23 protein-coding genes and 1 pseudogene are annotated in these 21,076 nt (G+C 63.5%); 16 read left to right on the top strand and 8 right to left on the bottom strand.

Annotated elements, in window-relative coordinates; all coding sequences use genetic code 11:
* Positions 1 to 120 precede the first annotated feature (120 nt).
* A pseudogene (locus JFT44_RS24985) lies at positions 121 to 1,179 on the top strand (ATP-binding protein); the annotation flags it as partial.
* 11 nt (positions 1,180 to 1,190) lie between these two features.
* Positions 1,191 to 1,838, top strand: a complete 648-nt coding sequence (gene narL / locus JFT44_RS24980; RefSeq protein WP_081044232.1) for a two-component system response regulator NarL — start codon at positions 1,191 to 1,193, stop codon at positions 1,836 to 1,838.
* 89 nt (positions 1,839 to 1,927) lie between these two features.
* Here the strand turns inward: narL and JFT44_RS24975 are convergent, their stop codons facing one another.
* Positions 1,928 to 2,788, bottom strand: coding sequence for a DMT family transporter (locus JFT44_RS24975; RefSeq protein WP_057445050.1), 861 nt, complete (start codon positions 2,786 to 2,788; stop codon positions 1,928 to 1,930).
* A gap of 113 nt (positions 2,789 to 2,901) precedes the next feature.
* Between JFT44_RS24975 and JFT44_RS24970 the strand changes: the two genes are divergently transcribed.
* Genes JFT44_RS24970 through JFT44_RS24960 form a run of 3 tightly spaced genes read left to right on the top strand, consistent with a single transcriptional unit; the run spans position 2,902 to position 5,715 of the window.
* Entirely contained in the window at positions 2,902 to 3,789 is an 888-nt protein-coding gene (locus JFT44_RS24970; protein WP_057436851.1) for a LysR family transcriptional regulator, read from the top strand.
* Between the two features lie 47 nt (positions 3,790 to 3,836).
* Positions 3,837 to 4,517 carry a Crp/Fnr family transcriptional regulator gene (locus JFT44_RS24965; protein ID WP_057959371.1) on the top strand — a complete coding sequence of 227 codons (681 nt, stop codon included), beginning with the start codon at positions 3,837 to 3,839 and terminating at the stop codon, positions 4,515 to 4,517.
* 49 nt (positions 4,518 to 4,566) lie between these two features.
* Positions 4,567 to 5,715: a PatB family C-S lyase gene (locus JFT44_RS24960; protein WP_198831337.1), complete on the top strand. Its 1,149-nt coding sequence runs from the start codon at positions 4,567 to 4,569 to the stop codon at positions 5,713 to 5,715.
* Positions 5,716 to 5,748: 33 nt separating this feature from the next.
* On the opposite strand, the gene JFT44_RS24955 is transcribed toward JFT44_RS24960, so the two are convergent.
* The 7 genes from JFT44_RS24955 to JFT44_RS24925 form a co-directional block, all read right to left on the bottom strand.
* Positions 5,749 to 5,964 (bottom strand): molybdopterin-binding protein, encoded by a 216-nt coding sequence (locus JFT44_RS24955; protein ID WP_003173733.1) that lies wholly within the window; start codon positions 5,962 to 5,964, stop codon positions 5,749 to 5,751.
* 117 nt (positions 5,965 to 6,081) lie between these two features.
* Positions 6,082 to 8,472 carry a TonB-dependent receptor gene (locus tag JFT44_RS24950; protein ID WP_198831336.1) on the bottom strand — a complete coding sequence of 797 codons (2,391 nt, stop codon included), beginning with the start codon at positions 8,470 to 8,472 and terminating at the stop codon, positions 6,082 to 6,084.
* Positions 8,473 to 8,633: 161 nt separating this feature from the next.
* The gene (locus tag JFT44_RS24945; protein ID WP_057959368.1) at positions 8,634 to 9,569 is read right to left on the bottom strand and encodes a FecR domain-containing protein; all 936 of its coding nucleotides are present in this window, start codon (positions 9,567 to 9,569) and stop codon (positions 8,634 to 8,636) included.
* A complete protein-coding gene (locus tag JFT44_RS24940; protein ID WP_057436856.1) occupies positions 9,566 to 10,084 on the bottom strand; it encodes a sigma-70 family RNA polymerase sigma factor in 519 nt (172 codons plus the stop codon). Before JFT44_RS24940 ends, JFT44_RS24945 begins: the two co-directional genes overlap by 4 nt.
* A 153-nt stretch (positions 10,085 to 10,237) precedes the next feature.
* Complete coding sequence (locus tag JFT44_RS24935; protein ID WP_057959367.1) at positions 10,238 to 10,459, bottom strand: cytochrome C oxidase subunit IV family protein; 222 nt, start codon at positions 10,457 to 10,459, stop codon at positions 10,238 to 10,240.
* Positions 10,456 to 11,022: a cytochrome c oxidase subunit 3 gene (locus tag JFT44_RS24930; RefSeq protein ID WP_057959366.1), complete on the bottom strand. Its 567-nt coding sequence runs from the start codon at positions 11,020 to 11,022 to the stop codon at positions 10,456 to 10,458. Before JFT44_RS24930 ends, JFT44_RS24935 begins: the two co-directional genes overlap by 4 nt.
* Positions 11,006 to 11,782, bottom strand: a complete 777-nt coding sequence (locus JFT44_RS24925) for a CbbQ/NirQ/NorQ/GpvN family protein (protein WP_169989813.1) — start codon at positions 11,780 to 11,782, stop codon at positions 11,006 to 11,008. Before JFT44_RS24925 ends, JFT44_RS24930 begins: the two co-directional genes overlap by 17 nt.
* A 302-nt stretch (positions 11,783 to 12,084) precedes the next feature.
* On the opposite strand from JFT44_RS24925, the gene nirS reads away from it, so the two are divergent.
* The 11 genes from nirS (at position 12,085) to JFT44_RS24870 (ending at position 21,011) form a co-directional block, all read left to right on the top strand.
* The gene (gene nirS / locus JFT44_RS24920; RefSeq protein WP_232544800.1) at positions 12,085 to 13,653 is read left to right on the top strand and encodes a nitrite reductase; all 1,569 of its coding nucleotides are present in this window, start codon (positions 12,085 to 12,087) and stop codon (positions 13,651 to 13,653) included.
* A gap of 24 nt (positions 13,654 to 13,677) precedes the next feature.
* Positions 13,678 to 13,992 (top strand): c-type cytochrome, encoded by a 315-nt coding sequence (locus tag JFT44_RS24915; protein WP_057436867.1) that lies wholly within the window; start codon positions 13,678 to 13,680, stop codon positions 13,990 to 13,992.
* Between the two features lie 16 nt (positions 13,993 to 14,008).
* The gene (locus JFT44_RS24910; RefSeq protein ID WP_169960664.1) at positions 14,009 to 14,335 is read left to right on the top strand and encodes a cytochrome c; all 327 of its coding nucleotides are present in this window, start codon (positions 14,009 to 14,011) and stop codon (positions 14,333 to 14,335) included.
* Positions 14,332 to 15,504 carry a cytochrome D1 domain-containing protein gene (locus tag JFT44_RS24905; RefSeq protein ID WP_057959365.1) on the top strand — a complete coding sequence of 391 codons (1,173 nt, stop codon included), beginning with the start codon at positions 14,332 to 14,334 and terminating at the stop codon, positions 15,502 to 15,504. Before JFT44_RS24910 ends, JFT44_RS24905 begins: the two co-directional genes overlap by 4 nt.
* 1 nt (position 15,505) lies before the next feature.
* On the top strand, positions 15,506 to 15,964 hold the full coding sequence (locus tag JFT44_RS24900) for an Lrp/AsnC family transcriptional regulator (RefSeq protein WP_057959364.1): 459 nt from the start codon (positions 15,506 to 15,508) through the stop codon (positions 15,962 to 15,964).
* The gene (locus JFT44_RS24895; RefSeq protein ID WP_057436868.1) at positions 15,961 to 16,476 is read left to right on the top strand and encodes an Lrp/AsnC family transcriptional regulator; all 516 of its coding nucleotides are present in this window, start codon (positions 15,961 to 15,963) and stop codon (positions 16,474 to 16,476) included. The genes JFT44_RS24900 and JFT44_RS24895 overlap by 4 nt, the downstream gene beginning before the upstream one ends.
* On the top strand, positions 16,469 to 16,912 hold the full coding sequence (locus JFT44_RS24890) for an Lrp/AsnC family transcriptional regulator (protein WP_057959363.1): 444 nt from the start codon (positions 16,469 to 16,471) through the stop codon (positions 16,910 to 16,912). Before JFT44_RS24895 ends, JFT44_RS24890 begins: the two co-directional genes overlap by 8 nt.
* A complete protein-coding gene (locus tag JFT44_RS24885) occupies positions 16,887 to 17,417 on the top strand; it encodes an Lrp/AsnC family transcriptional regulator (protein ID WP_057959362.1) in 531 nt (176 codons plus the stop codon). The genes JFT44_RS24890 and JFT44_RS24885 overlap by 26 nt, the downstream gene beginning before the upstream one ends.
* 57 nt (positions 17,418 to 17,474) lie before the next feature.
* A complete protein-coding gene (gene nirJ / locus JFT44_RS24880) occupies positions 17,475 to 18,653 on the top strand; it encodes a heme d1 biosynthesis radical SAM protein NirJ (RefSeq protein WP_115128344.1) in 1,179 nt (392 codons plus the stop codon).
* 67 nt (positions 18,654 to 18,720) lie between these two features.
* On the top strand, positions 18,721 to 19,554 hold the full coding sequence (cobA, locus tag JFT44_RS24875; protein ID WP_115128345.1) for a uroporphyrinogen-III C-methyltransferase: 834 nt from the start codon (positions 18,721 to 18,723) through the stop codon (positions 19,552 to 19,554).
* Complete coding sequence (locus JFT44_RS24870) at positions 19,551 to 21,011, top strand: cytochrome D1 domain-containing protein (RefSeq protein ID WP_057959359.1); 1,461 nt, start codon at positions 19,551 to 19,553, stop codon at positions 21,009 to 21,011. Before cobA ends, JFT44_RS24870 begins: the two co-directional genes overlap by 4 nt.
* Positions 21,012 to 21,076 lie beyond the last annotated feature (65 nt).

Genomic DNA, 21,076 nt, shown 5'->3' with positions numbered 1-21,076 from the left:
GATATCTGCAACCAGATCCCAGGCTGCGTCGGGGAGTTCATACCGCTTTGCCATCTTGGCCTCCTGGCTTTAATGGCGGTGTATTTTACAGAAAATCGTATTTCTTGGGTTTACGTACAGAGCCTAGAATTGCTCTACGAGAGCAGTCGCAGCCTGGCCACGCGCCTGGCCAACGCCGAAGGTCTCGACGAGTTGATCCGGCGCTTCCAGAAACGCCTGCCGGGCCTGCGCCTGTCGCTGTGCCTGCAAGGGCACTTCCTCGCCCCGGCGCAACAGATGCTCGCGCTGCACGGCGGCAACAGCCGCAACGTCTGCGCCATTGGCGATTGCGCCACCTGCGAGCGCCATCACGTGGCCCCGCCCCAGGTGTTCAGCATCAGCAACCAGGGCGCGGAACTGGGCGAACTCAAGGCGCACTTTGTCGACGGCCATGCGCCCCAGGCCTGGGAGCAACAACTGATCCAGGCCCTGGCCAACCTGATCGGCACCTCGCTGTCCCTCAAACGCCAGCGCGAGCAGGACCACCGCCTGCTGCTGCTCGACGAACGCACCATCATCGCCCGCGAACTGCATGATTCCCTGGCCCAGGCCCTGTCCTATATGAAGCTGCAAGTCAGCCGCATGCAGACCCTGCTGCGCCGCGACGAACCCAAGGCCACCCTGGAAACCGTCACCGGCGAACTGCGCGAAGGCCTGAACAATGCCTATCGGCAACTGCGGGAGCTGCTCACCACCTTCCGCCTGCAAATTCACGATGCCGGGCTGGTCCAGGAGCTAAAAGACACCGCCGAGGAATTCTCCCGGCGTGGCGAGTTCCAGGTACACCTGCACGTGGATGCCCTGGCCTTCCAGCTGTCGGCCAGTGAACAGATCCACCTGTTGCAGGTGACCCGCGAAGCCCTGTCCAACTGCCTGCGCCATGCCCATGCCGAGAATGCCTGGCTGCAACTGCGCCAGCATGGCGAAACCGTCAGCCTGAGCATTGAAGACGATGGCCGCGGCTTCAGCGAGCCGGTGGACCAACGTGAACACCACGGCCTGACCATCATGGACGAACGCGCCCGCAGCCTGCACGGCCAGCTGGACATTTCCTCCCGCGAGCCCCAGGGCACCCGGGTGCACTTGCTGTTTCGCCCGGAATTTCTCGGGCCCTCCCTACAAGAAGGTAGCTTGTCATGAACACGGCGCTCATCAACCCATCAGTCCGCCACCGCATCCTGCTCGTCGACGACCATCCGATGATGCGCCACGGCATGCGCCAGATGCTCGAACTGGAAGATGACCTGCACGTGGTGGGCGAAGCCGGCAATGGCGAAGAAGCCCTGGGCCTGATCGAATCGCTGCAACCGGACCTGGTGCTGCTGGACAACAACATGCCGCAGATGAACGGCCTGGAAACCCTGCGCCGCCTGCGGGCCATGGCCTATGGCGGCAAGGTCTTGCTGTTTACCGTGTCCGATGCCGAAGACGACATCCGCGACGCCCTGCGCCTGGATGCCAATGGGTATCTGCTCAAGGACATGGAGCCGGAGTTGCTGATCCAGTACATCCGCGATGCCCTGCACGGCGCCCTGGTGATCAGCCCCGGCCTGACTCGGGTGCTGGCCCAGGCCCTGCGCTCGCCCCAGCCCCATGCGGCGGTGGAACTGACCGAGCGCGAGCGGCAGGTGTTGAAGACCATTGCCGGGGGGTATAGCAATAAGGTGATCGGGCACAAACTGGGGATTACCGAGGGCACGGTGAAGGTGCATGTGAAGAACTTGCTGCACAAGCTGGGGTTGCGCTCGCGGGTGGAAGCGGCGGTGTGGGCGATGGAGCATTTGCGTCAGGCTGGGTAGGGACTGATGTACCGCCATCGCAACAACGGATCTGTACCCCACCCCAAACATGGCCATCGCCAGCCACCCAACGGCGACAGTCAGTTACGTCACCGCACTTTCACCGTCAACGCCCCCACACTCGCCAGGACAATCACCGTCCCCACAATCACCATCACCGAAGGCCGCTGCGCCAATATCACCCACGCCATCAGCATCGCCACCGGCGGTATGAGATAAAGCGCAATCGCTGCCCGACTGACCTGGCTATGCGTCAGCACATAAGCCCAGGCCAGGTACGCCAGCGCACTGGGAAAGATGCCCAGCACCAGCACTGCCAGGTTCACCGACACCGAAGCCTGGGCCAACTCCGCCGGCAGCCCTGGCAGATACACCAGCAGCAACGCCGTACCTGACCAGAGGGTGAAACACACCAGGGTCAGCCCGTCGTAATGCTGGGAATAACGCTTTTGCAGAGCGAAATACAGGCTCCAGGACGCCGCCGCCAGTAGGATCAACAACCCATGCCCATCCAGCTCGCCCAAGCCGCGATCCCCTACCGCCACCACCCCGGCGCCGAGCAGGCCGCCGAGCACGCAACCCCACTGCCAGGCCCCGAGCCGCTCCCTGAACAGCGTGCTGGCAAGTAACGCGCTGAACAAGGGCGTGGATTGCGCCAGGACGCTGGCAGCGCCGGCACTCACACCGCGCTGGCCGTAATTGAGGGCGATGTGGTGCAGTGTCACGGCAAACAATCCCAGCACCGCAAACAAAGGCAAATCCCGCAGTCGGGGCCGGGAAATCCCCTTGATCCAGGCCACACCGGCCATGAACCCGGAGGCGATCAAAAAACGCAACAACGCCAGGTTATCGGGCGCATAAGCCTGCAACGCGATATGGATGCCGATCGGCGAATACGCCCAGCAGAGAATGACGAAGAGTGTTGCCAGGATAATTTTTGCACGGGGCATGAGCGTTCTCAGGGACGTGGCAGCGCACAGGCACTGCCTGGCAAAAGTATGAGAAACCCCAGCCCCGGAAAAAAGTGACTTAAACTGAGCCCACTCTTCACTCCAGGTGAACCATGGAACTGTCCCAACTGCGCATGTTCAAGGCGGTCTACGAACTGGGCAGCATCGCCCGTGCGGCGCAGCAGCTGCATTGCGTGCCGTCCAATATCACCGCAAGGCTCAAGTCCCTCGAGCAGGAACTCGGCGTCGCGCTGTTTGTGCGCGAGGGCCGGGGTCTGCGGGTCAGCCCCGCCGGCGAAGTGTTTATCGAATATGCGACGAAAATCCTCGACCTGACCGAAGCCTCCCGGCGTGCCGTCGCCCCCGGTGGCGCGCCCCATGGGCGACTGCGCATCGGTGCTATCGAGTCCAGTGCAACCGGGCGCTTGCCACAGCTGCTGGCGCGTTATCACGCGTTGTACCCCCAAGTGTCGCTGGAGTTGAGCACCGGCACCTGGTCGCAGTTGCTCGATGATATCCAGCACCATCGGCTGGACGCGGCGATTGTCGCCGTGGATGTGCAACGCCCGGGGCTGGAAAGCGCGGTGCTGTACAGCGAAGACCTGGTACTGATTGCCCCCACGTCGCTGGGCCCGGTGCGCAGCGTCGCGGATCTGCAGGGCCTGACCCTGTTTATGTGGCCCTCAGGTTGCCCCTATCGCCTGGCGCTGGAGCAGTGGTTGTCTCGCCACGACCAGGTCTGCCCCATCGTCAGCATCGCCAGCTACGGCACGATTGTCGGTTGTGTCAGTGCTGGCAGCGGCGCCGCGCTGGTGCCTCGGGGGATCTACGAGCAATACCGCCAGGGTGCCAACTGGCAAGGCCATGAGTTCGCGGAACTGACGCACATCGACAACCGGTTTTACTGGCACGCCCATGCAGGTTGTCACCCGGCCCGGGACGCATTTTCGGCACTGCTGCGCGAACACTCCCTCTACGGAGCTACCTCCAACGAGGCATAGGCCCCGCCGGCCGCACGCCCTACCATGGGCGGGAGCGGAGGTACGCCATGTTGACCCACCCATCCATCGTCTTAACCCTGCGCCGGCATCATCTGTTCAGTCCGTTGCCGGAGAAGATCTTCCAGGACGTCTGCACCCTGGCCAACCTCAAGCGTCTGCCCGGGCATGTGACCCTGATGCACCAGGGCGACCCTGCCGATCGGTTTTTCCTGCTGGTCAGCGGCCAGGTCAAGTTGCACCGGGTCACCGGCGAAGGCCAGGAGCATCTGGTGGAAGTCATCCGCCCCGGCCAGACTTTTGCCGAAGCCCTGTTGTTCAGCCAGGCCAAGGCGTACCCGGTGAGTGCCACGGCGCTCAAGGACAGCGTGCTGGTGAGCATCGAGGGCCATCATTACCGCAAGGCCCTGGAGGACCAGCCGCAGATCTGCCTGGCGATCCTCGGCACGATGAGCATCCACCTGCATCAACGCCTGAAGGACATCGACACCCTGAGCCTGGCCAACGCCAGCCGCCGGGTCATCAGCTTCCTGATCCAGGAGCGCGATCTGGCCAGTGGCGATGTAGTGCTGCAAGTGCCCAAGCGCCTGGTGGCCTCCAAACTGGGGATTCAGCCAGAAACGTTTTCGCGGATTCTGCATCGGCTGGTGGACGCCGGGCTGATTGAAGTGCAACGGCGCACCATCCGCATTATGTGCGAGGAGCAATTGATGACCTATCAGGCCGGCTGACTTAGAATCGACGGCATTCTTCGCCCGCCTTCCTGACACGAGCGCCCCCATGAGCTTTGATTTCGACACGATCCACCCTCGCCTCGGCACCGGCAGTACCAAGTGGAGCCGTTACCCAGAAGATGTCTTGCCGATGTGGATTGCCGACATGGATATCGCCGCGCCACCGGCGATCCTCAACGCCCTGCACGCACGCCTGGACCAGCAGATGCTCGGCTACAGCGTCGCCCGGCCAGAAGTGCGCGAAGCGATCATCCGCGACCTGTGGGACAAGTACGCCTGGCGCGTGCAGCCCGATGAACTGTTGTTCCTGCCGGGCGTCGAGCCCGGTTTCAACATGGCCCTGCACGCCTTTGTCCAGCCAGGCCAGTCGGTGGTGTTGCAAACCCCCAACTATGCGCCGCTGCGCCATGCCGCGGGCAACTGGAACCTGCCCAAGATCGAAGTGCCCTTCGAACTGAACGACCAGGGCGAATACCTCACCCCCCTGCCCGCCTTGCGCCAGGCCTTGAAAGGCGCCGGTGCGTTGCTGTTGAGCAACCCCCACAACCCACTGGGCAAGGTGTTCCCCCGCGAGGAGCTGCTGGCCGTGGCCAACGCCTGCCTGGATCAGGGCACGCTGATTATCTCTGACGAAATCCATGCCGAGCTGTGCTTTGACGGGCGCCGGCATATCCCCACCGCGTCGCTGAGCGCAGAAATCGCCCGCCGCACCATTACCCTGATGTCAGCCAGCAAGGCCTACAACGTCGCCGGCCTGAAGACCTGCTTTGCCATTGTCCAGGACCCGCTTATCCGCGAACGCTTCAACAAGGCGCGCTGCGGCATGGTCGACAGCGTCAGCCCCCTGGGCCTGGAAGCCACCTGGGCGGCCTATAGCCAATGTGATGAATGGTTGAAAGCGTTGGTGGCGTACCTGCAAGACAACCGCGACTACCTGCTGGATGCCGTACAAAAACGCCTGCCCGGCGTGGTCATGCATGCCCCGCAAGGCACCTACCTGGCCTGGCTGGATTGCAGCGCCCTGGGCCTGGACGACCCACAGCGGTTTTTCCTGGAACAGGCCAAGGTGGGTTTGAGTGCAGGTGTGGAGTTTGGCGATGACAGCCAGCAGTTCGTGCGCTTGAACTTCGGCTGCCCGCGGGCGTTGCTCGAAGAAGGTATTTCACGCCTGGAACGTGCGCTGAAAACCTTGTAAGCGCCGGCTTGCCGACGCCTGCAAGGGCTGGACTCAGAGCTTGGCGATGGACACTTCGGTGGATTTGACGAAGGCAATCACTTCGCTGCCCACCTTCAACTCCAGGTCGCGCACCGAGCGGGTGGTGATCACCGAAGTGACGATTCCGGACGCCGTCTGCACGTCGATTTCGGACACCACTTCGCCGAGCAGGATCTCCTTGATCACGCCCTTGAACTGGTTGCGCACGTTGATCGCTTTGATGGTCATGTGGGTTTTCCTTTCAATGTTGGGTCAATCCGCACGAATGCGCAGGCCTTTAAAATGCGCCCTCCGCACCAACAATAAAAGGAATAAATAACTATTTATTTATTCCTTTTTTGAATATTAAAAACCCACTGTTGCCGACACCAGCCACGTCCGCGGCGTCGACAGTGTCAGGCCCGGCGCGCTGTCGCTGGAGGTCGCGGCCGACGCCCAGTAAGTGGTGTCCAGCACATTCTCCACGGTCGCGCGCAGGGTCACCGGGTTTTCCTTGACCTTGAAGGTGTAGCGCGCGCCCAGGTCATAGCGTTCCCAATTGTCGATTTTCTGCTGGTTGGCCGCATCCAGGTACTGCGCGCCGGTATGGATCGCACGGGCGGTCAGGGTCACGCCTTGCAGGCGTGGGATATCCCATTCGGCGCCCAGGTTGACGTTGGCAATCGGCGCACCGGTGCCGCGCTTGCCGTCGGTCAGGCCCTGGGCGGTCTTGGTCTGTTCGCTGTCGAGCAGCATCACCCCACCGAGCAGGCGCACGCCCGTCAGGGGCTCGCCAAACACGTTCAGTTCCACACCCTGGTTGCGCAATTCGCCGTTGGGCTTGAAGAAACCCTGGCTGTCGATGCCATAGGCCGGCTGCTTGATCCGGAACACGCTGGCGCTCATGCCGAAGCTGCCCATGTCGTACTTGGCGCCGACTTCCACCTGCTTGCTCTTGGTCGGTGGGAAGATCGCGTTTTCATTGCGCACCCCGCTCGATGGCGCGGTCTCGCCCTGGCTCAAGCCTTCCATGTAGTTGGTGTACAGGGACAACTGATCGGTGACTTTCACCACTAGGCCCAGGGCCGGCGAGGTAGCTTGTTCGTCGTACTCCGGCTGATCCTTGATGCCATTGCTCCAGGAGGTGACCTGGACCTTTTGCAGGCGGGCGCCGAGGGTCAGCAGCACCCGTTCATCAAAAAACGCCAGGGTGTCGGCCAGGGCCAGGCTGGTGAAACGGTTTTCGGTGTGGGTGCTGGTGTCCCAGCGCACGGCCTTGCCTGGGTGGGGCAAAACCACCGGGTTGTAGAGGTTGCTCTTGCCGGGGGTGTAGCGCTCGCCGGCATTGTCGAAATCCATATTGAACTGATTGAGGCTGACATTGAGGGTGTGCCCTACCGGGCCGGTGTCGAACCAACTGCGCGCGCCGACGGTGACGGTCTTGACGTCTTCGTCGCGACGGAAGCTGCGCGGCACCACGGTGAAGTCGCCATTGCTCTGGGTTGCCTGCACGCCGTGGCGCAGGAAGTCGTAGTTGCCTTTGCGCGCCCCGGCTGCGGCATAGACCATCAATGAATCGCTGACATCAAACTCGCCACGCACCGCGCCAAAGGTGTCTTTGGTATGGGAGTAGGTCCAGGACTGGGCGAAGTTGTCACGGATGTCCTTGGCCTTGGGCATCACGCTACCCTTGGCGATTTCCACGCGCTCCTGAGGTGCGTCGCCGGTGCGTTCCTGGCGCCCGAGGTCGAGGGACAGGCGCACCCGCTCCTTGCGGTAGTCGAGGCCGATCACTGTCATTTCACGGTCCACCTCCTGGTGATCCCATTCGGTATCGCCGGACTGCTTCACGCCATTGAAGCGCACGCCAAACTGCTGCTCATCGCCAAACCGCCGACCGATATCCACCGCCCCCCCGAACTGCCCGGCCGAGGCATAGCTGCCGGTGAACTCGGTGAGCGGTGTGTCGCCGGCGCGCTTGGGCTCGATATTGATCCCGCCACCGACGCTGCCCCGAGGCGCGATGCCACCGAGCAAGGCGCCGGGGCCCTTGAGGATATCGACGCGCTCGACCATTTCCATGTCGATGGCGTAGGTCGGCAGCACGCCATACAGGCCGCCGTAGGACACATCACTGTTGAACAGGCTGAAACCGCGCACCGAGAACTGCTCGAAACGCCCGCCGGCCGGGTTGGTGATGCGCACCGAAGGATCGCTGGCAACCATCTCGCCGAGGGTCCGCGCCTGCAGGTTTTTCACTGCCTTGGAGGTATAGGACGTGAGGTTGAACGGCGTATCCATAAAGTCGCCGTCGCCGAGCATGCCCTGCGCACCTTTGCGCGTGACCTGGTCACCGGCGTAGGTTTCGGCGACGGGTGTGTTCGCGGCCCCGAGAATCGAGGTGGCTGGCAACTGGTAGGTACCGCCCTGCGGCGCGGGGATCAAGGTGTAGGCACGCTCACCCACCGCCTGCAATTGCAGGCCCGAGCCCTGCAGCAGACGCGCGAAGCCTTCCTCGACGGCAAACTCACCGGAGATCCCGGCGCTTTGCCGGCCGCCGACCAGGGCCGGATCGACCGACAGATTGACCCCGGCCAGCCCGGCAAAGCGGGTCAACGCACTGCCCAGGGTGCCGGCCGGCACCTGATAACTGCGTCGGGCCGCGTCCTCGGCCCAGCTCACAGGAACAAACAACGGACTGGCACTCAGGCTCAGCACCAAACTCAGGCGCAACAATGATGGCGGGACGACGGGCATTAAAAGGCTCTCTGTTTTCGTTCACTTGCCTTGGATGACAGGCGAGCCGAAAAAAAGGGCCACGGTCTTGCGAACTGGCCGATAAAAAGGTGGGAAAGGGCTTGTGTGGGAGTGGGCTTGCCCGCTCCCCCATGGGATCTGCCGGGACAATAAGATCGCGATCAGCCCAGGGTTTTGCGCGGCTGCAGCGTGACCCAATAGCGTGTGCGGAACTGCACCTGCAGCCCATGAGTGGTGGCCAACAGGCTGAGGATGGAGTCGGTGTCGTCCAGGCGGAAACTGCCGGTGACGCGCAAGGTTTCCAGGCTCGGGTCCCAGCGCAGGACGCCCGGGCGGTAGCGATCCAGTTCGCGCAGGAAGTCACCCAGCGCCTGGTTCTGCGCCGTCAGTACACCGTCGCGCCACCCCAGTTGCTGCACGTCGAACGGCATCGGCGCACCCAGCCCCACAGGTTGCAGCCGTATTTGTTGCCCACCTTGCACCCAGGCAGCACGCCCGTGCCCGTCGAGTACTTGTACCCGGCCCTTGAGTACCGACACCAGGCAAGCATCCGCCAACTGGCGCACGCAGACCACGGCCTGGCTGGCGATAACCTGGCCATAACGGTTGTGTACGTTCAGCGCCGCCGTACCGGGTACAGTCAGCGCCATCTCCCCTTCGACCAGGGTCAGGCGCCGCGCAGCGAGGTCCACATCCACCGCGCTGGCGGTGTTCAGTTGCAGGGTGCTGCCATCGACCAGCGGCACGCGCTTGCGCTCGCCAGTGGCGGTATGCAGGTCGGCACGCCATACGTCGAGGGGTAACTGGCGACTGAGCAACCAGGCCGCCGGCACCAGCGCAGCCACGCCCAGGGCACGCTTGAGCACGGCGCGCCGGCCCGGTTGCGGGCGGTCGAGGCTGGCCATGGCCAGGGAGGATGGCAAGTCGGCAAAGCGCTGGCGCAGCAGTTGCGCTTTTTGCCAGGCCTGTTCGTGCTGGGGATGGCTGTCGCGCCATTGTTGCAAGCCGGCATGGTCGCGCTCGCCAGCGGTGCCGGATTCCAACAGCGCCAGCCAGTGCGCCGCGGCCCGGGCCACATCCGCTGGGGTACGGCTCACAGTTCCACCAGCAGGCAATGTTCGTAGGCCTGGGCCATATAGCGCTTGACCGTGCGCTCCGAGACCTTGAGACGCTCGGCAATCTCCCGGTAGCCCAGGCCTTCGAGCTGGCTCCAGAGAAACGCCCGGCGCACCACCGGCGCCAGACCGTCAAGCAATTCATCCAGGGCCTGCAGGGTTTCCAGTAGCAACCAGCGTTGCTCCGGCGACGGCACGCACTCTTCAGGCAGGCGTGCCAAGGCATTCAGATACGCCTGCTCCAGGCTGCGGCGCTGGTGGAAATTGACCAGCAGGCGCTTGCCCACCGTCACCAGATAGGCCCGTGGTTCCTGCAATTGCGCCACTGGCTGGGCGCTGGCCAGCACCCGCAGGAAAGTGTCCTGACTCAGGTCGGCGGCATCCCAGGCGTTGCCCAGGCGCCGGCGCAACCAGCTTTCCAGCCAGCTGCGATGGTCGCGGTACAAGGTGCTCAGGCTGGGTTCTGCGGCGGTCGTTGGCAATACGGCATCATTCATGGCAAGCGAACCCTGGGCGGCGCGAGTGAGTCTCAAATGAGATTAATTCTATTTAATATCCCCGCGCCACACCATGATCTTTTTACCGGGCAGACCGCCGGCTCTCCCTGAAGTCTTTGCCCGCTCCCACAGCCAGGAGGTTCATCATCGTCATCAACGCATCACGACCATCCCTGCCACCAGCACCACCGGCCACGCCAACATCGCCGCCCGCCATCCCCAAGGCGCATGCCGCAGTTCCATAAACCCATCGGCTATCACCCAGGCCTTGGCCACCGCTGCCAACACCACCAGCCACCACCAGCCCGCCGCACCGGACATGACGGTGCCCACGCTGAGCAGCACCAGCCCGGCCCAGCACGCCAGCAACTTCACAACACGTACACCAACGGAAACAGCACCACCCACACCAGATCCACCATATGCCAGTACAACACCCCGGACTCGAACCCCGACTGACGCCCCGGACCATAGGCCCGGCGCCAGCAGCGCAACGCCAACCACGCCAGGATCAGCATGCCCAACAGCACATGCAGAAAATGAAACCCGGTCAAAACCCAGTACAGGGTAAAGAACGTGCTGCGTTCCAGGCCCAGACCGGCCGCAGCCAGGTGCCCGTACTCGCCAAGTTTGATCCACACATAAACCGCCGCCACCGCCAGTCCCAACGCCAATAACCCACCTGCCCGCCGTGGGCGACCTGCAATGACCTGTTGCTGTGCCAACGCGGCGAGTAGGCCGGCCGTCAGCAGGCTGAGGGTCATCGCCAGGCCGGTGGAGGTATCCAACTGTGCGCGGCCCTCGGCAAAGACCTCGGGCCGCAGCGTCTGGGTCACGGCAAAGGCGAGGATCAGAATCGCAAACACCGAGAGTTCGGCGAGGATAAAGAACCACATCGCCAAATCACCCGGCAGCCGCCGCTCAACTGAAATGAACATCAACCACGTCCATCAGGGCCGCGACGGTTTGCGGGTCGTCGCTCAGCGCTTCCGCCAGGCAGGCCATGCAGGCTTCGCGCGGGTGCATGCCAGCGGCAATCAGGCGGGCGGTGAAGATCAGCAAGCGGGTGGACGCCACTTCTTCCAGGTCATGCTGGTCCAGCCGGCGCAAGGCCTGCCCCAGGCGCACCACCTGGGCTGCCAAGGCGCCGTCCACCTGAGCTTCGCGGGCGACGATGCGCTCTTCTTCGGCTGTCGCGGGATAACCAAAGCGCATCGCCACAAACCGCTGGCGGGTGCTGGGTTTCATTCCTTTGAGCAGGTTCTGGTAACCGGGGTTGTAGGACACCACCAACATGAACGACGGCGGCGCCTTGAGGACTTCGCCCGTGCGTTCCAGGAACAGCTCGCGACGGTCATCGGCCACCGGGTGCAGGACCACGGCGGTGTCTTGCCGTGCCTCGACCACTTCGTCCAGGTAGCAAATGCCCCCTTCACGCACTGCGCGGGTCAACGGGCCGTCCTGCCACCAGGTGCCCTGGGCGCCGATCAGGTGGCGGCCGATCAGGTCGGCGGCGCTGAGGTCGTCGTGACAGGCCACGGTATACAGCGGCAATTGCAGACGGTGGGCCATGTGCTGGACGAAGCGGGTCTTGCCGCAGCCGGTGGGGCCCTTGATCAGCACCGGCATGCGGTGACGCCAGGCGTGCTCGAACAACTCATGTTCGTTGTTGAGGGCTTGGTAGAAGGGTTCGGTCATAGCGCACCTTGCATGGACAGCGGGTTTGGCAGCCACGCTACGGGGGCCTGCGACAACCTGGCAAGCCGTACTCAGGGCAAACTTGATCGCCGTCAAGCGGTCATTCACCCGCCGCGACATAGTCTCTGCTGGCACTAAGAACCTGCGCTCTACCCAGATCGCAAAGGTCTTGCCTGAGGAGATATGGAATGCTGACTCGCAACAAAACACCCTTCGTACTGACGCTGGCCAGGCTCAGCTGCGCGCTGGCCCTGGCCCTCTCAACACAGGCCTTCGCCACGGCTCCCGCGCCGGCTGCAGCCATGGTCAAGAGCCCCGGCGCACCGGACTTGAGCCAAGCCGAGTTCGATGCCTCGAAGCAGATTTACTTCGAGCGCTGCGCCGGTTGCCATGGTGTGTTGCGCAAAGGCGCCACCGGCAAGCCGCTGACCCCGGACATCACCCAGGCCCGGGGCCAGGCGTATCTGGAAGCCCTGATCACCTACGGTTCCCCCGCCGGCATGCCGAACTGGGGTACCTCCAATGCGCTGACCAAGGCGCAGATCACCAGCATGGCGACCTTCATCCAGCACACCGCGCCCACCCCACCGGAATGGGGCATGGCCGAGACGCTCAAGACCTGGAAGCTGCTGGTCAAACCCGAAGACCGTCCGAAGAAGCAGCTCAACCAGCTGAACCTGGAAAACCTGTTCTCCGTGACCCTGCGTGACGACGGCAAAATCGCCCTGATCGACGGCGACAGCAAGAAAATCGTCAAGCTCATCGACACCGGCTACGCCGTGCACATCTCGCGGATTTCCGCTTCGGGCCGCTACCTGCTGGTGATCGGCCGTGACGCCAAGATCGACATGATCGACCTGTGGCCTGCCGAGCCGACCAAAGTCGCCGAGATCAAGGTGGGCATCGAGGCCCGTTCGGTGGAGACCTCCAAGTTCAAAGGCTATGAAGACAAGTACGCGATTGCCGGTTCCTACTGGCCGCCGCAGTTCACCATCATGGACGGCGAGACCCTGGAGCCCAAGCAGATCGTTTCGACCCGCGGCATGACCGTGGACAAGCAGGAATACCACCCGGAACCACGGGTGGCGGCGATCATCGCGTCCCACGAATGGCCCGAGTTCATCGTCAACGTCAAAGAAACCGGCAAGGTCATGCTGGTCAATTACCAAGACATCAAAAACCTCACCATCACCACCATCGACGCCGCGCCCTTCCTGCACGACGGCGGCTGGGACAGCACCCATCGCTACTTCATGACGGCGGCGAACAACTCCAACAAGGTTGCAGTGATTGACTCCAAGGAGCGCAAGCTCACCGCTCTGGTGGATGTCGGCAAGACCCCGCACCCCGGCCGTGGCGCCAACTTTGTACACCCGCAATACGGTCCGGTGTGGGCCACCAGTCACTTGGGTGACGGTGGGGTTTCGGTGATCGGCACCGACCCGGTCAAGCACCCGCAGTACGCCTGGAAGCAAGTGACCTCGCTCAACGGCCAGGGCGGTGGCTCGCTGTTTATCAAGACCCACCCCAACTCGCGGCACCTGTATGTCGACACCACGCTCAACCCCGACACCAAGCTCAGCCAGTCGGTCGCGGTGTTCAACATCGACAAGCTCGACGCTGGCTACACCGTACTGCCGATTGCCGAATGGTCGGGCATCAAGCAAGGCGCCCTGCGCGTGGTGCAGCCGGAATACAACAAGGCAGGCGATGAAGTGTGGTTCTCGGTGTGGAACGGCCAGGAAGAGGAGTCGGCGCTGGTGGTGGTCGATGACAAGACCCTCAAGCTCAAGAACGTGATCCGGGACAAGCGCCTGATTACCCCGACCGGCAAGTTCAACGTCTACAACACCCAATTCGACATTTATTGAGCTTCATCAACAAGAGGCAAACCAATGAAAAATATCCTGCTTGCACTGGCGACCCTGGGCGCGGCCCTGAGCCTGTCCACCGCAATGGCCGATGACGGCGCGGCGCTGTTCAAGAGCAAACCCTGTGCCGCCTGCCACACCATCGACAGCAAGATGGTGGGCCCGGCGCTCAAGGAAGTGGCGGCAAAAAATGCCGGCGTCAAGGACGCTGACAAAACCTTGGCCAGCCACATCAAGAACGGCACCCAGGGTAACTGGGGACCGATTCCGATGCCGGCCAACCCCGTCACGGATGCCGAAGCCCTGACCCTCGCCCAATGGGTGTTGAGTCTGAAATAAGCACAAGGAGCGCGCCATGCAAATCTCGATGATCGGTTCGGCCATGGCGCTGCTCTTTCTCATTCCTGCGCCGGTGCACGGAGCACCGGCGCCTGCGCGCCAGGTCCAACTGGAACACCTGTTGACCCAGGACTGTGGCGCCTGCCACGGCCTGCACCTGACCGGTGGCCTGGGCCCGGCCCTGACCCCGCAAGCCCTGTCCGGGCAAACCCGCGACAGCCTGATTGCCACCGTGACCTATGGCCGCCCTGCCCTGGCGATGCCCGGCTGGGCGCCGTTGCTCAATGCCGGCGATATTGCCTGGCTGGTGGATCGCCTCCTGCAAGGAACCCCCGCGCCATGATCCGTCCCCTGCTTGCCTGCATTGCCGGCCTGTTGCTCACCGCCTGCTCCCATCCACCGTTGCGCGGCAGCGGCGACCTGGGCCTGGTGGTGGAGCGCGCCAGCGGCAGCCTGCTGATTATCGACAGCAGCCACCAGGCCCGCCTGGCACGGGTCGCGGGGCTGGGCGACCTGTCCCACGCCTCGGCAGTGTTTTCCCGGGACCAGCGCTACGCCTACCTGTTTGGCCGTGACGGCGGGCTGACCAAGGTCGACCTGCTGACCCAGCGCATCGACAAACGCCTGATCCAGGGGGGCAACAGCATCGGTGGCGCGATCAGCCAGGACGGGCGTTTGATTGCCGTCTCCAACTACCAGCCCGGTGGCGTCAAGGTGTTCGACGCCGTGACCCTGCAACAGGTGGCCGATATCCCGGCCACGCCCCTGGCCGACGGCAAACGCTCGCGGGTGGTGGGCCTGGTGGATGCGCCGGGACAACGCTTTGTGTTCAGCCTGTTCGATACCGACGAGATCTGGAGCGCCGATTTCAGCCAGGGCAACACCCCGGCCATCACCCGCTTCACTGGCATTGGTCGCCAGCCCTATGACGCGCTGATCACCGCCGATGGCCGTTACTACATGGCCGGGTTGTTTGGCGAGGACGGCATGGCCCAGCTCGACCTGTGGCACCCCGAACATGGGGTCAAGCGTGTGCTCGCCGACTACGGTCGCGGCCAGCAAAAACTGCCGGTGTACAAGATGCCGCATCTGGAAGGCTGGGCCGTGGCCGATAACCAGGCCTTCGTGCCCGCCGTAGGCCGCCATCAGGTGCTGGTGATGGATGCGCGCACCTGGCAACAGACCGCCACCATTGCCGTGGCCGGCCAACCGATTTTTGTCACCGCACGGCCCGACGGGCGCCAGTTGTGGGTCAACTTCGCCTACCCGGACAACGACCGGGTACAGGTGCTCGACACTGAAACCCACCAGGTGGTCGCGGACCTGCGTCCCGGCCCTGGTGTGCTGCATATGGAATTCACCGGGCGCGGTGAGCAGCTGTGGCTGTCGGTTCGCGACGGCCAACAGGTGCAGGTCTGGGATCCTTATCGCTTGACCTTGCTCAAGACCCTGCCGGCCGAAAGCCCCAGCGGAATCTTCTTCAGCAGCCGCGCGCAAAAAATGGGGTATTGAGATGGAACTTGACGAGCTCACCACGCGCCTGATCGACCGCTATCAACATGGCATGCCGCTGTGCGCCGAGCCTTACATGGAAATGGCCAACACCCTCGGCTGCAGCGAGAAACAGTTGATGGCCTGCCTGCAACGCCTGGAACTGGCAGGCGCACTGTCACGGGTCGGGCCGGTGTTCGATCACAGCCGCGCCGGGGCCAGTACCCTGGCCGCCCTGGCGGTGCCCGCCGAACGCCTGGAGCAGGTGGCCGCGCGCATCAGTCGCTATCCCGAGGTCAATCACAACTACGCCCGCGAGCATCACTACAACCTATGGTTTGTGCTGACCGGGCCCAATCGCCGGCACCTGGAACAGATTCTCGACGAACTGGAAAAAGACACCGGCCTGATCCCTCTGGACCTGCCGATGCTCACCTCCTACCGCATCGACCTGGGCTTTGCCCTGGGAGGCCACCTGTGATCGCGCCGCTGAACCACGAGCAACTGCTCGACCTGCGCCAATGCCTGGAGCGCGGCCTGCCGAGGGTGTCGCGGCCCTATGAAGACCTGGCCGAGCAGATCGGCGCCCATCACCAGCAAGTGTTGCGGCAGATGCAGCAATGGCAGGAGCAGGGCCTGTTCCGCCGCGTCGGCCTGGTGCTCAACCACCGCGCCCTGGGCTTTGTGGCCAACGCGATGCTGGTGCTGGATGTGCCCGATGCGCTGATCGACGAAGTCGGCCAGCGCCTGGGTTGCGCGCCGGGCATCACCCTGTGCTATCAGCGGCCACGGCGCTTGCCGCACTGGCGCTACAACCTGTTCTGCATGGTCCACGGGCGTGAGCGCGCAGCGGTGCAGGCGCAGATCGAGGCACTGTTGCAACAGCACCTGCTCAGCGACCTGCCCCACCACCTGTTATTCAGCACACGCATGTTCAAGCAGTGCGGCGGGCGTTTTGCGCCACCGCCATCCCAGGTATGGGCCCATGGATGAACTTGACCGTCAGTTGATCAACCGCCTGCAACGGGGCCTGCCCCTGGTTCGTCACCCGTGGCAGTTACTGGCTGCAGAGCTGCACAGCACGCCCGACGAACTGCTCGACCGCCTGCACCTGCTGCTCGAAGACGGCGTGCTGACGCGCTTCGGGCCGATGTTTGATATTGAGCGCCTGGGCGGCGCCTTCACCCTGGCCGCCCTGGCGGTACCTGAAGCACGCTTTGAACAGGTCGCGGCGCAGCTCAACGAACTCCCGCAAGTGGCCCATAACTACCGGCGCGAGCATCACTGGAACATGTGGTTTGTGCTGGCCTGCGGCACCGCCGAAGACCTCGAGCAGACCCTCTCGCACATCCACACCATCACCGGGCTTGAGGTGCTTAACCTGCCCAAGGAGCAAACCTACCATGTCGGTCTGTACTTCCCGGTTTGACGAGAGCCTGGCCCAGCGCTTGATCCATTTGACCGACGCCGGCCTACCCCTGTTGGAAGACCCCTGGACCTGGCTCGCCGAGCAATTGGGGATCAGCGTCGAATCCACCCTGGATCTGCTCAAGCGCTTGCAGGGTGAAGGCGCGATCCGCCGGATCGCCGCCGTGCCCAATCACTATCGCTTGGGCTATCGCCACAACGGCATGACCGTGTGGGATGTGTGCGATGAACAAATGCCGCGCCTGGGCGAACTGATCGGCGCCCAAACCTTTGTCAGCCACTGCTATCGCCGGCCCCGGCGCGCGGACTGGCCCTACAACCTGTTCGCCATGGTCCATGGCCGCAGCCGCGAAGAGATCGACAGTTATCGTGAACACCTGCGCTTCTTGCTGGGCGATGCCAGCCGGGCGGGCGAGATGTTGGTGAGCAGTCGCATCCTGAAAAAAACCGGCCTGCGCCTGACCCAACGATCCACGGTGGAAGCTGCCCACACAGATGCTGGATGACCCACCGCCAACGCAGCCCCGCAGGGCGAGACAGCTCCCCCACACAAGGACCACTCCATGCTTAGGATCAGTCATTACCTGCGCACCCTGGCCGGCCAATGCCCACCACCGCGCAGCGCCAAACCGGGCAGCGACCGCGCGCCGGTGGTGATCTGGAACCTGCTGCGCCGCTGCAACCTGACCTGCAAGCACTGCTACGCCACCAGCGCCGACAGTGTGTTCCGCGATGAGCTGGATACCGAGGCCGCGCTGAAGGTGATCGACGACCTGCACGACGCAGGGGTCAAGGTGTTGATCCTCTCGGGCGGCGAGCCCTTGCTGCGCGATGACCTGTTCCAGCTCAGCGCCTATGCCCGCGCCAAGGGCTTTTTCGTGGCGCTGTCGAGCAATGGCACGTTGATTGACGAAGGCAATATCCAGCAGATCGCCGATGCGCGCTTTGACTATGTGGGCATCAGCATTGATGGATTGAAGGCCACCCACGATGCATTCCGCCAGTGCGAGGGCAGTTTCGAGCGCTCGATGCATGCCATCAGCCTGTGCCGCCAGGCTGGCATTCGTGTAGGCCTGCGCACCACCCTGACCCAGGAAAACCACGCGCAGTTGCCGCAACTGCTGGGGCTGATGCGCGAATACGATGTGCAGAAGTTCTACCTCTCGCACCTCAACTACAGCGGGCGCGGCAAGCGCAGCCGGCAACTGGACGCCCATCAGCAGATGAGCCGCGACGCCATGCTGATGATCTTCCAGCAGGCCTGGAACGACGTCCAGAACGGCGTGGCCAGCGATTTTGTGAGCGGCAACAACGACGCCGACGCCGTGCTGTTGCTGCAATGGGTGCATCAGCATTTGCCGGAACACTACCCGCAACTCGAACACCTGCTGCATGCCTGGGGCGGCAATGCCTCGGGCAGCGGTATCGCCAATATCGACAACACCGGCGAAGTGCACCCGGACACTTACTGGTGGCAACACTCGGTGGGCAATGTGCGCCGCACCTCGTTTCGCGAAATCTGGCTGGAACGCCCCGACCCGTTACTGCTGCGCCTGCGCCAATACCCGCGGGAGGTCGGTGGCCGTTGCACCGACTGCCGCTGGCTGAACATCTGCAACGGCAACACGCGCACCCGCGCCTGGGCCGACGGCGATCTCTGGGGCCCGGACCCCGGTTGCTACCTCAGCAACGCAGAAATCGCCCGCACCCCGCCCACCTTGATTCCTTGCTCGGCACGCTGAACCACCGGCCGCTCACCTGGTGAAACAACCGGGGAGCGCCAACCTGATGATGAACCAAGGAAGTCTCATGCACTCAACCTACGCCTTACCCTACGCGCTGCACAGCCCCTTCCACCCCGGCGAAGTCGCCCTGGTCGGCGCCGGTCCCGGCGACCCGCGCCTGTTGACCCTGCGCGCCTGGAGCCTGCTGATGCAGGCGGATGCAGTGGTGTTCGATCGCCTGATCAGTGCCGAGTTGCTGACCCTGATCCCGCTGACCTGCGCCCGCCATTACGTGGGCAAGGCCAGCGGTTATCACAGCCTGCCCCAGGAGCAGATCAATGAACTGCTGGCCGAACTGGCTCAGCAAGGACAGCGCGTGGTGCGGCTCAAGGGCGGCGATCCCTTCGTGTTTGGCCGCGGTGCCGAAGAGCTGGAATACCTGTTGGCGCAAGGGGTGTCGTGCCAGGTAGTGCCAGGCATCACCGCGGCATCCGGCTGCAGCGCCTATGCGGGCATCCCGTTGACGCACCGTGATCTGGTCAACTCGTGTCGCTTCGTCACCGGGCATTTGCAGCGCGACGGTGAGTTGAAATTGCCCTGGGACAGCCTTGCCGACGGCAGCCAGACCCTGGTGTTCTACATGGGCCTGTCGAACCTGGCGATGATCGCCGAACGCCTGATCGGCGCCGGGCTGTCCGCCGAGACGCCGGCGGCGCTGATCTGCAACGGGGCCCGCGTCGACCAGCAAGTGCATCGCGGCACCCTGCGCCAACTGCCGGCCCTGGCCCTGATGTGCGAGCCCGGCGTGCCGACCTTGACGGTGATCGGGCATGTGGTGGATCTGTTTGCCGATGCGCCCCTGCACTACCCCGCCAGCCTCGCGCCCGCTCACCTCGCGCGGCCCAGGGTGGCAGTATGAAGCGCCTGTGGCTGGTGCCGCTGCTCTGGGCCAGCGCCGCCCACGGTGCGCCGGATGCCGCCGCCGATTACCAGCAGCATTGCCAGAGCTGCCATGGCCTCAACCGGGTCGGCAGCACCGGCCCGGCGTTGTTGCCGGAGAGCCTGGGGCGGATCAAGCCGGCCGAGATTCGCCAGGTCATCGAACACGGTCGCCCGGCCAGCCAGATGGCGGCATTCGCCGGTCAACTCAGCGCGCAACAGATCGACGGCCTGGTGACGTTCCTGCAACAGCCGCCCGCCACGCCCGCGACCTGGAACGAGCAGGATATCCGCAGCAGCCACCGCCAACTGGCCGACCTCAGCCAACTGCCGAGCACCCCGCAGCATCACGCCGACCCGCTGAACCTGTTTGTGGTGGTGGAATCCGGTGACCATCACATCGACATTCTCGACGGTGACCGTTTTGAGGTGCTCGACCGTTTTGCCTCGCACTTTGCCGTGCACGGCGGGCCGAAGTTTTCCCCGGACGGGCGCTTTGTGTACTTTGCTTCGCGCGACGGCTGGATCAGCCTGTATGACCTGCATAACCTCAAGCTGATCGCCGAGGTTCGCGCCGGCCTCAATACCCGCAACCTGGCGGTGAGCAAGGACGGGCGCTGGGTGCTGGTGGGCAATTACCTGCCGGGCAATCTGGTGGTGCTGGATGCGCGCGACCTGTCGCTGGTCAAGACCCTGCCGACGAATTCGCGGGTCAGCGCGGTGTACACCGCGCCGCCGCGCAACAGTTTTATCGTCGCCCTCAAGGATGTGAATGAGGTCTGGGAGTTGTCCTACGCGGCCGCGACCCCGAGCTTCGAGCCCCGGCGTATCCAGGCCCAGGACGTGCTCGATGACTTTTCCTTTTCCCCTGACTACCGGCAACTGCTCGCCACTTCGCGCAAGGCCGGTGGCGGGCAAGTGATCGACCTCGACTCCGGGAAGGTGGTCACCGACATCGCGCTGTCGGGTATGCCGCACCTGGGCTCGGGGACCTACTGGCAACGCAATGGGCAGTGGGTGTTTGCCACGCCGAATATCAGCAAGGGGCAGATCTCGGTGCTGGACCTCAAGACCTGGAAACTGATCAAGGAAATTCCCACCCTCGGGCCGGGGTTCTTTATGCGCAGCCACAGCAACTCGCGCTATGTGTGGAGTGATGTGTTTTTCGCACCCGGCAACGATGCGATCCACTTGATCGACAAGCAGACCCTGGAAATCGCCCATACCCTGCGGCCCATGCCGGGCAAGACCGCAGCACATGTGGAGTTCACCAAGGATGGGCGCTACTTGCTGTTGAGCATCTGGGATCGCGAGGGCGCGTTGATCGTGTATGACAGCCAGACGTTGCAGGAGGTCAAGCGGATCCCCATGAACAAGCCTTCGGGCAAGTACAACGTGGGGAACAAGATTGAGTTTGCGGAGGGGACTTCGCATTGATGGGGGGGCTGGATGGCTGGCGACAGTGCCGTGCCAGCCAATAACGGCGGTGACTGAAGGGCCGC

Source organism: Pseudomonas sp. MF5691, from assembly GCF_016405645.1.
Classification (GTDB): Bacteria; Pseudomonadota; Gammaproteobacteria; order Pseudomonadales; family Pseudomonadaceae; genus Aquipseudomonas; species Aquipseudomonas shahriarae.
Note: the sequence above shows the minus strand (reverse complement) of the source record. Positions and strands in the feature narration are given on the sequence as shown.

Bases quoted from the DNA above. Each gene is read 5' to 3' on its own strand.
- JFT44_RS24870 (WP_057959359.1), top strand. From the start codon at position 19,551: ATGAAGCGCCTGTGGCTGGTGCCGCTGCTCTGGGCCAGCGCCGCCCAC.
- nirJ (WP_115128344.1), top strand. From the start codon at position 17,475: ATGCTTAGGATCAGTCATTACCTGCGCACCCTGGCCGGCCAATGCCCA.
- JFT44_RS24900 (WP_057959364.1), top strand. From the start codon at position 15,506: ATGGAACTTGACGAGCTCACCACGCGCCTGATCGACCGCTATCAACAT.
- JFT44_RS24955 (WP_003173733.1), bottom strand. From the start codon at position 5,964: ATGACCATCAAAGCGATCAACGTGCGCAACCAGTTCAAGGGCGTGATC.
- JFT44_RS24940 (WP_057436856.1), bottom strand. From the start codon at position 10,084: ATGAATGATGCCGTATTGCCAACGACCGCCGCAGAACCCAGCCTGAGC.
- JFT44_RS24950 (WP_198831336.1), bottom strand. From the start codon at position 8,472: ATGCCCGTCGTCCCGCCATCATTGTTGCGCCTGAGTTTGGTGCTGAGC.
- JFT44_RS24965 (WP_057959371.1), top strand. From the start codon at position 3,837: ATGTTGACCCACCCATCCATCGTCTTAACCCTGCGCCGGCATCATCTG.
- nirS (WP_232544800.1), top strand. From the start codon at position 12,085: ATGGTCAAGAGCCCCGGCGCACCGGACTTGAGCCAAGCCGAGTTCGAT.
- JFT44_RS24910 (WP_169960664.1), top strand. From the start codon at position 14,009: ATGCAAATCTCGATGATCGGTTCGGCCATGGCGCTGCTCTTTCTCATT.
- JFT44_RS24960 (WP_198831337.1), top strand. From the start codon at position 4,567: ATGAGCTTTGATTTCGACACGATCCACCCTCGCCTCGGCACCGGCAGT.
- JFT44_RS24970 (WP_057436851.1), top strand. From the start codon at position 2,902: ATGGAACTGTCCCAACTGCGCATGTTCAAGGCGGTCTACGAACTGGGC.
- JFT44_RS24890 (WP_057959363.1), top strand. From the start codon at position 16,469: ATGGATGAACTTGACCGTCAGTTGATCAACCGCCTGCAACGGGGCCTG.
- cobA (WP_115128345.1), top strand. From the start codon at position 18,721: ATGCACTCAACCTACGCCTTACCCTACGCGCTGCACAGCCCCTTCCAC.
- JFT44_RS24905 (WP_057959365.1), top strand. From the start codon at position 14,332: ATGATCCGTCCCCTGCTTGCCTGCATTGCCGGCCTGTTGCTCACCGCC.
- JFT44_RS24925 (WP_169989813.1), bottom strand. From the start codon at position 11,782: ATGACCGAACCCTTCTACCAAGCCCTCAACAACGAACATGAGTTGTTC.
- JFT44_RS24930 (WP_057959366.1), bottom strand. From the start codon at position 11,022: ATGTTCATTTCAGTTGAGCGGCGGCTGCCGGGTGATTTGGCGATGTGG.
- JFT44_RS24915 (WP_057436867.1), top strand. From the start codon at position 13,678: ATGAAAAATATCCTGCTTGCACTGGCGACCCTGGGCGCGGCCCTGAGC.
- JFT44_RS24975 (WP_057445050.1), bottom strand. From the start codon at position 2,788: ATGCCCCGTGCAAAAATTATCCTGGCAACACTCTTCGTCATTCTCTGC.
- JFT44_RS24885 (WP_057959362.1), top strand. From the start codon at position 16,887: ATGTCGGTCTGTACTTCCCGGTTTGACGAGAGCCTGGCCCAGCGCTTG.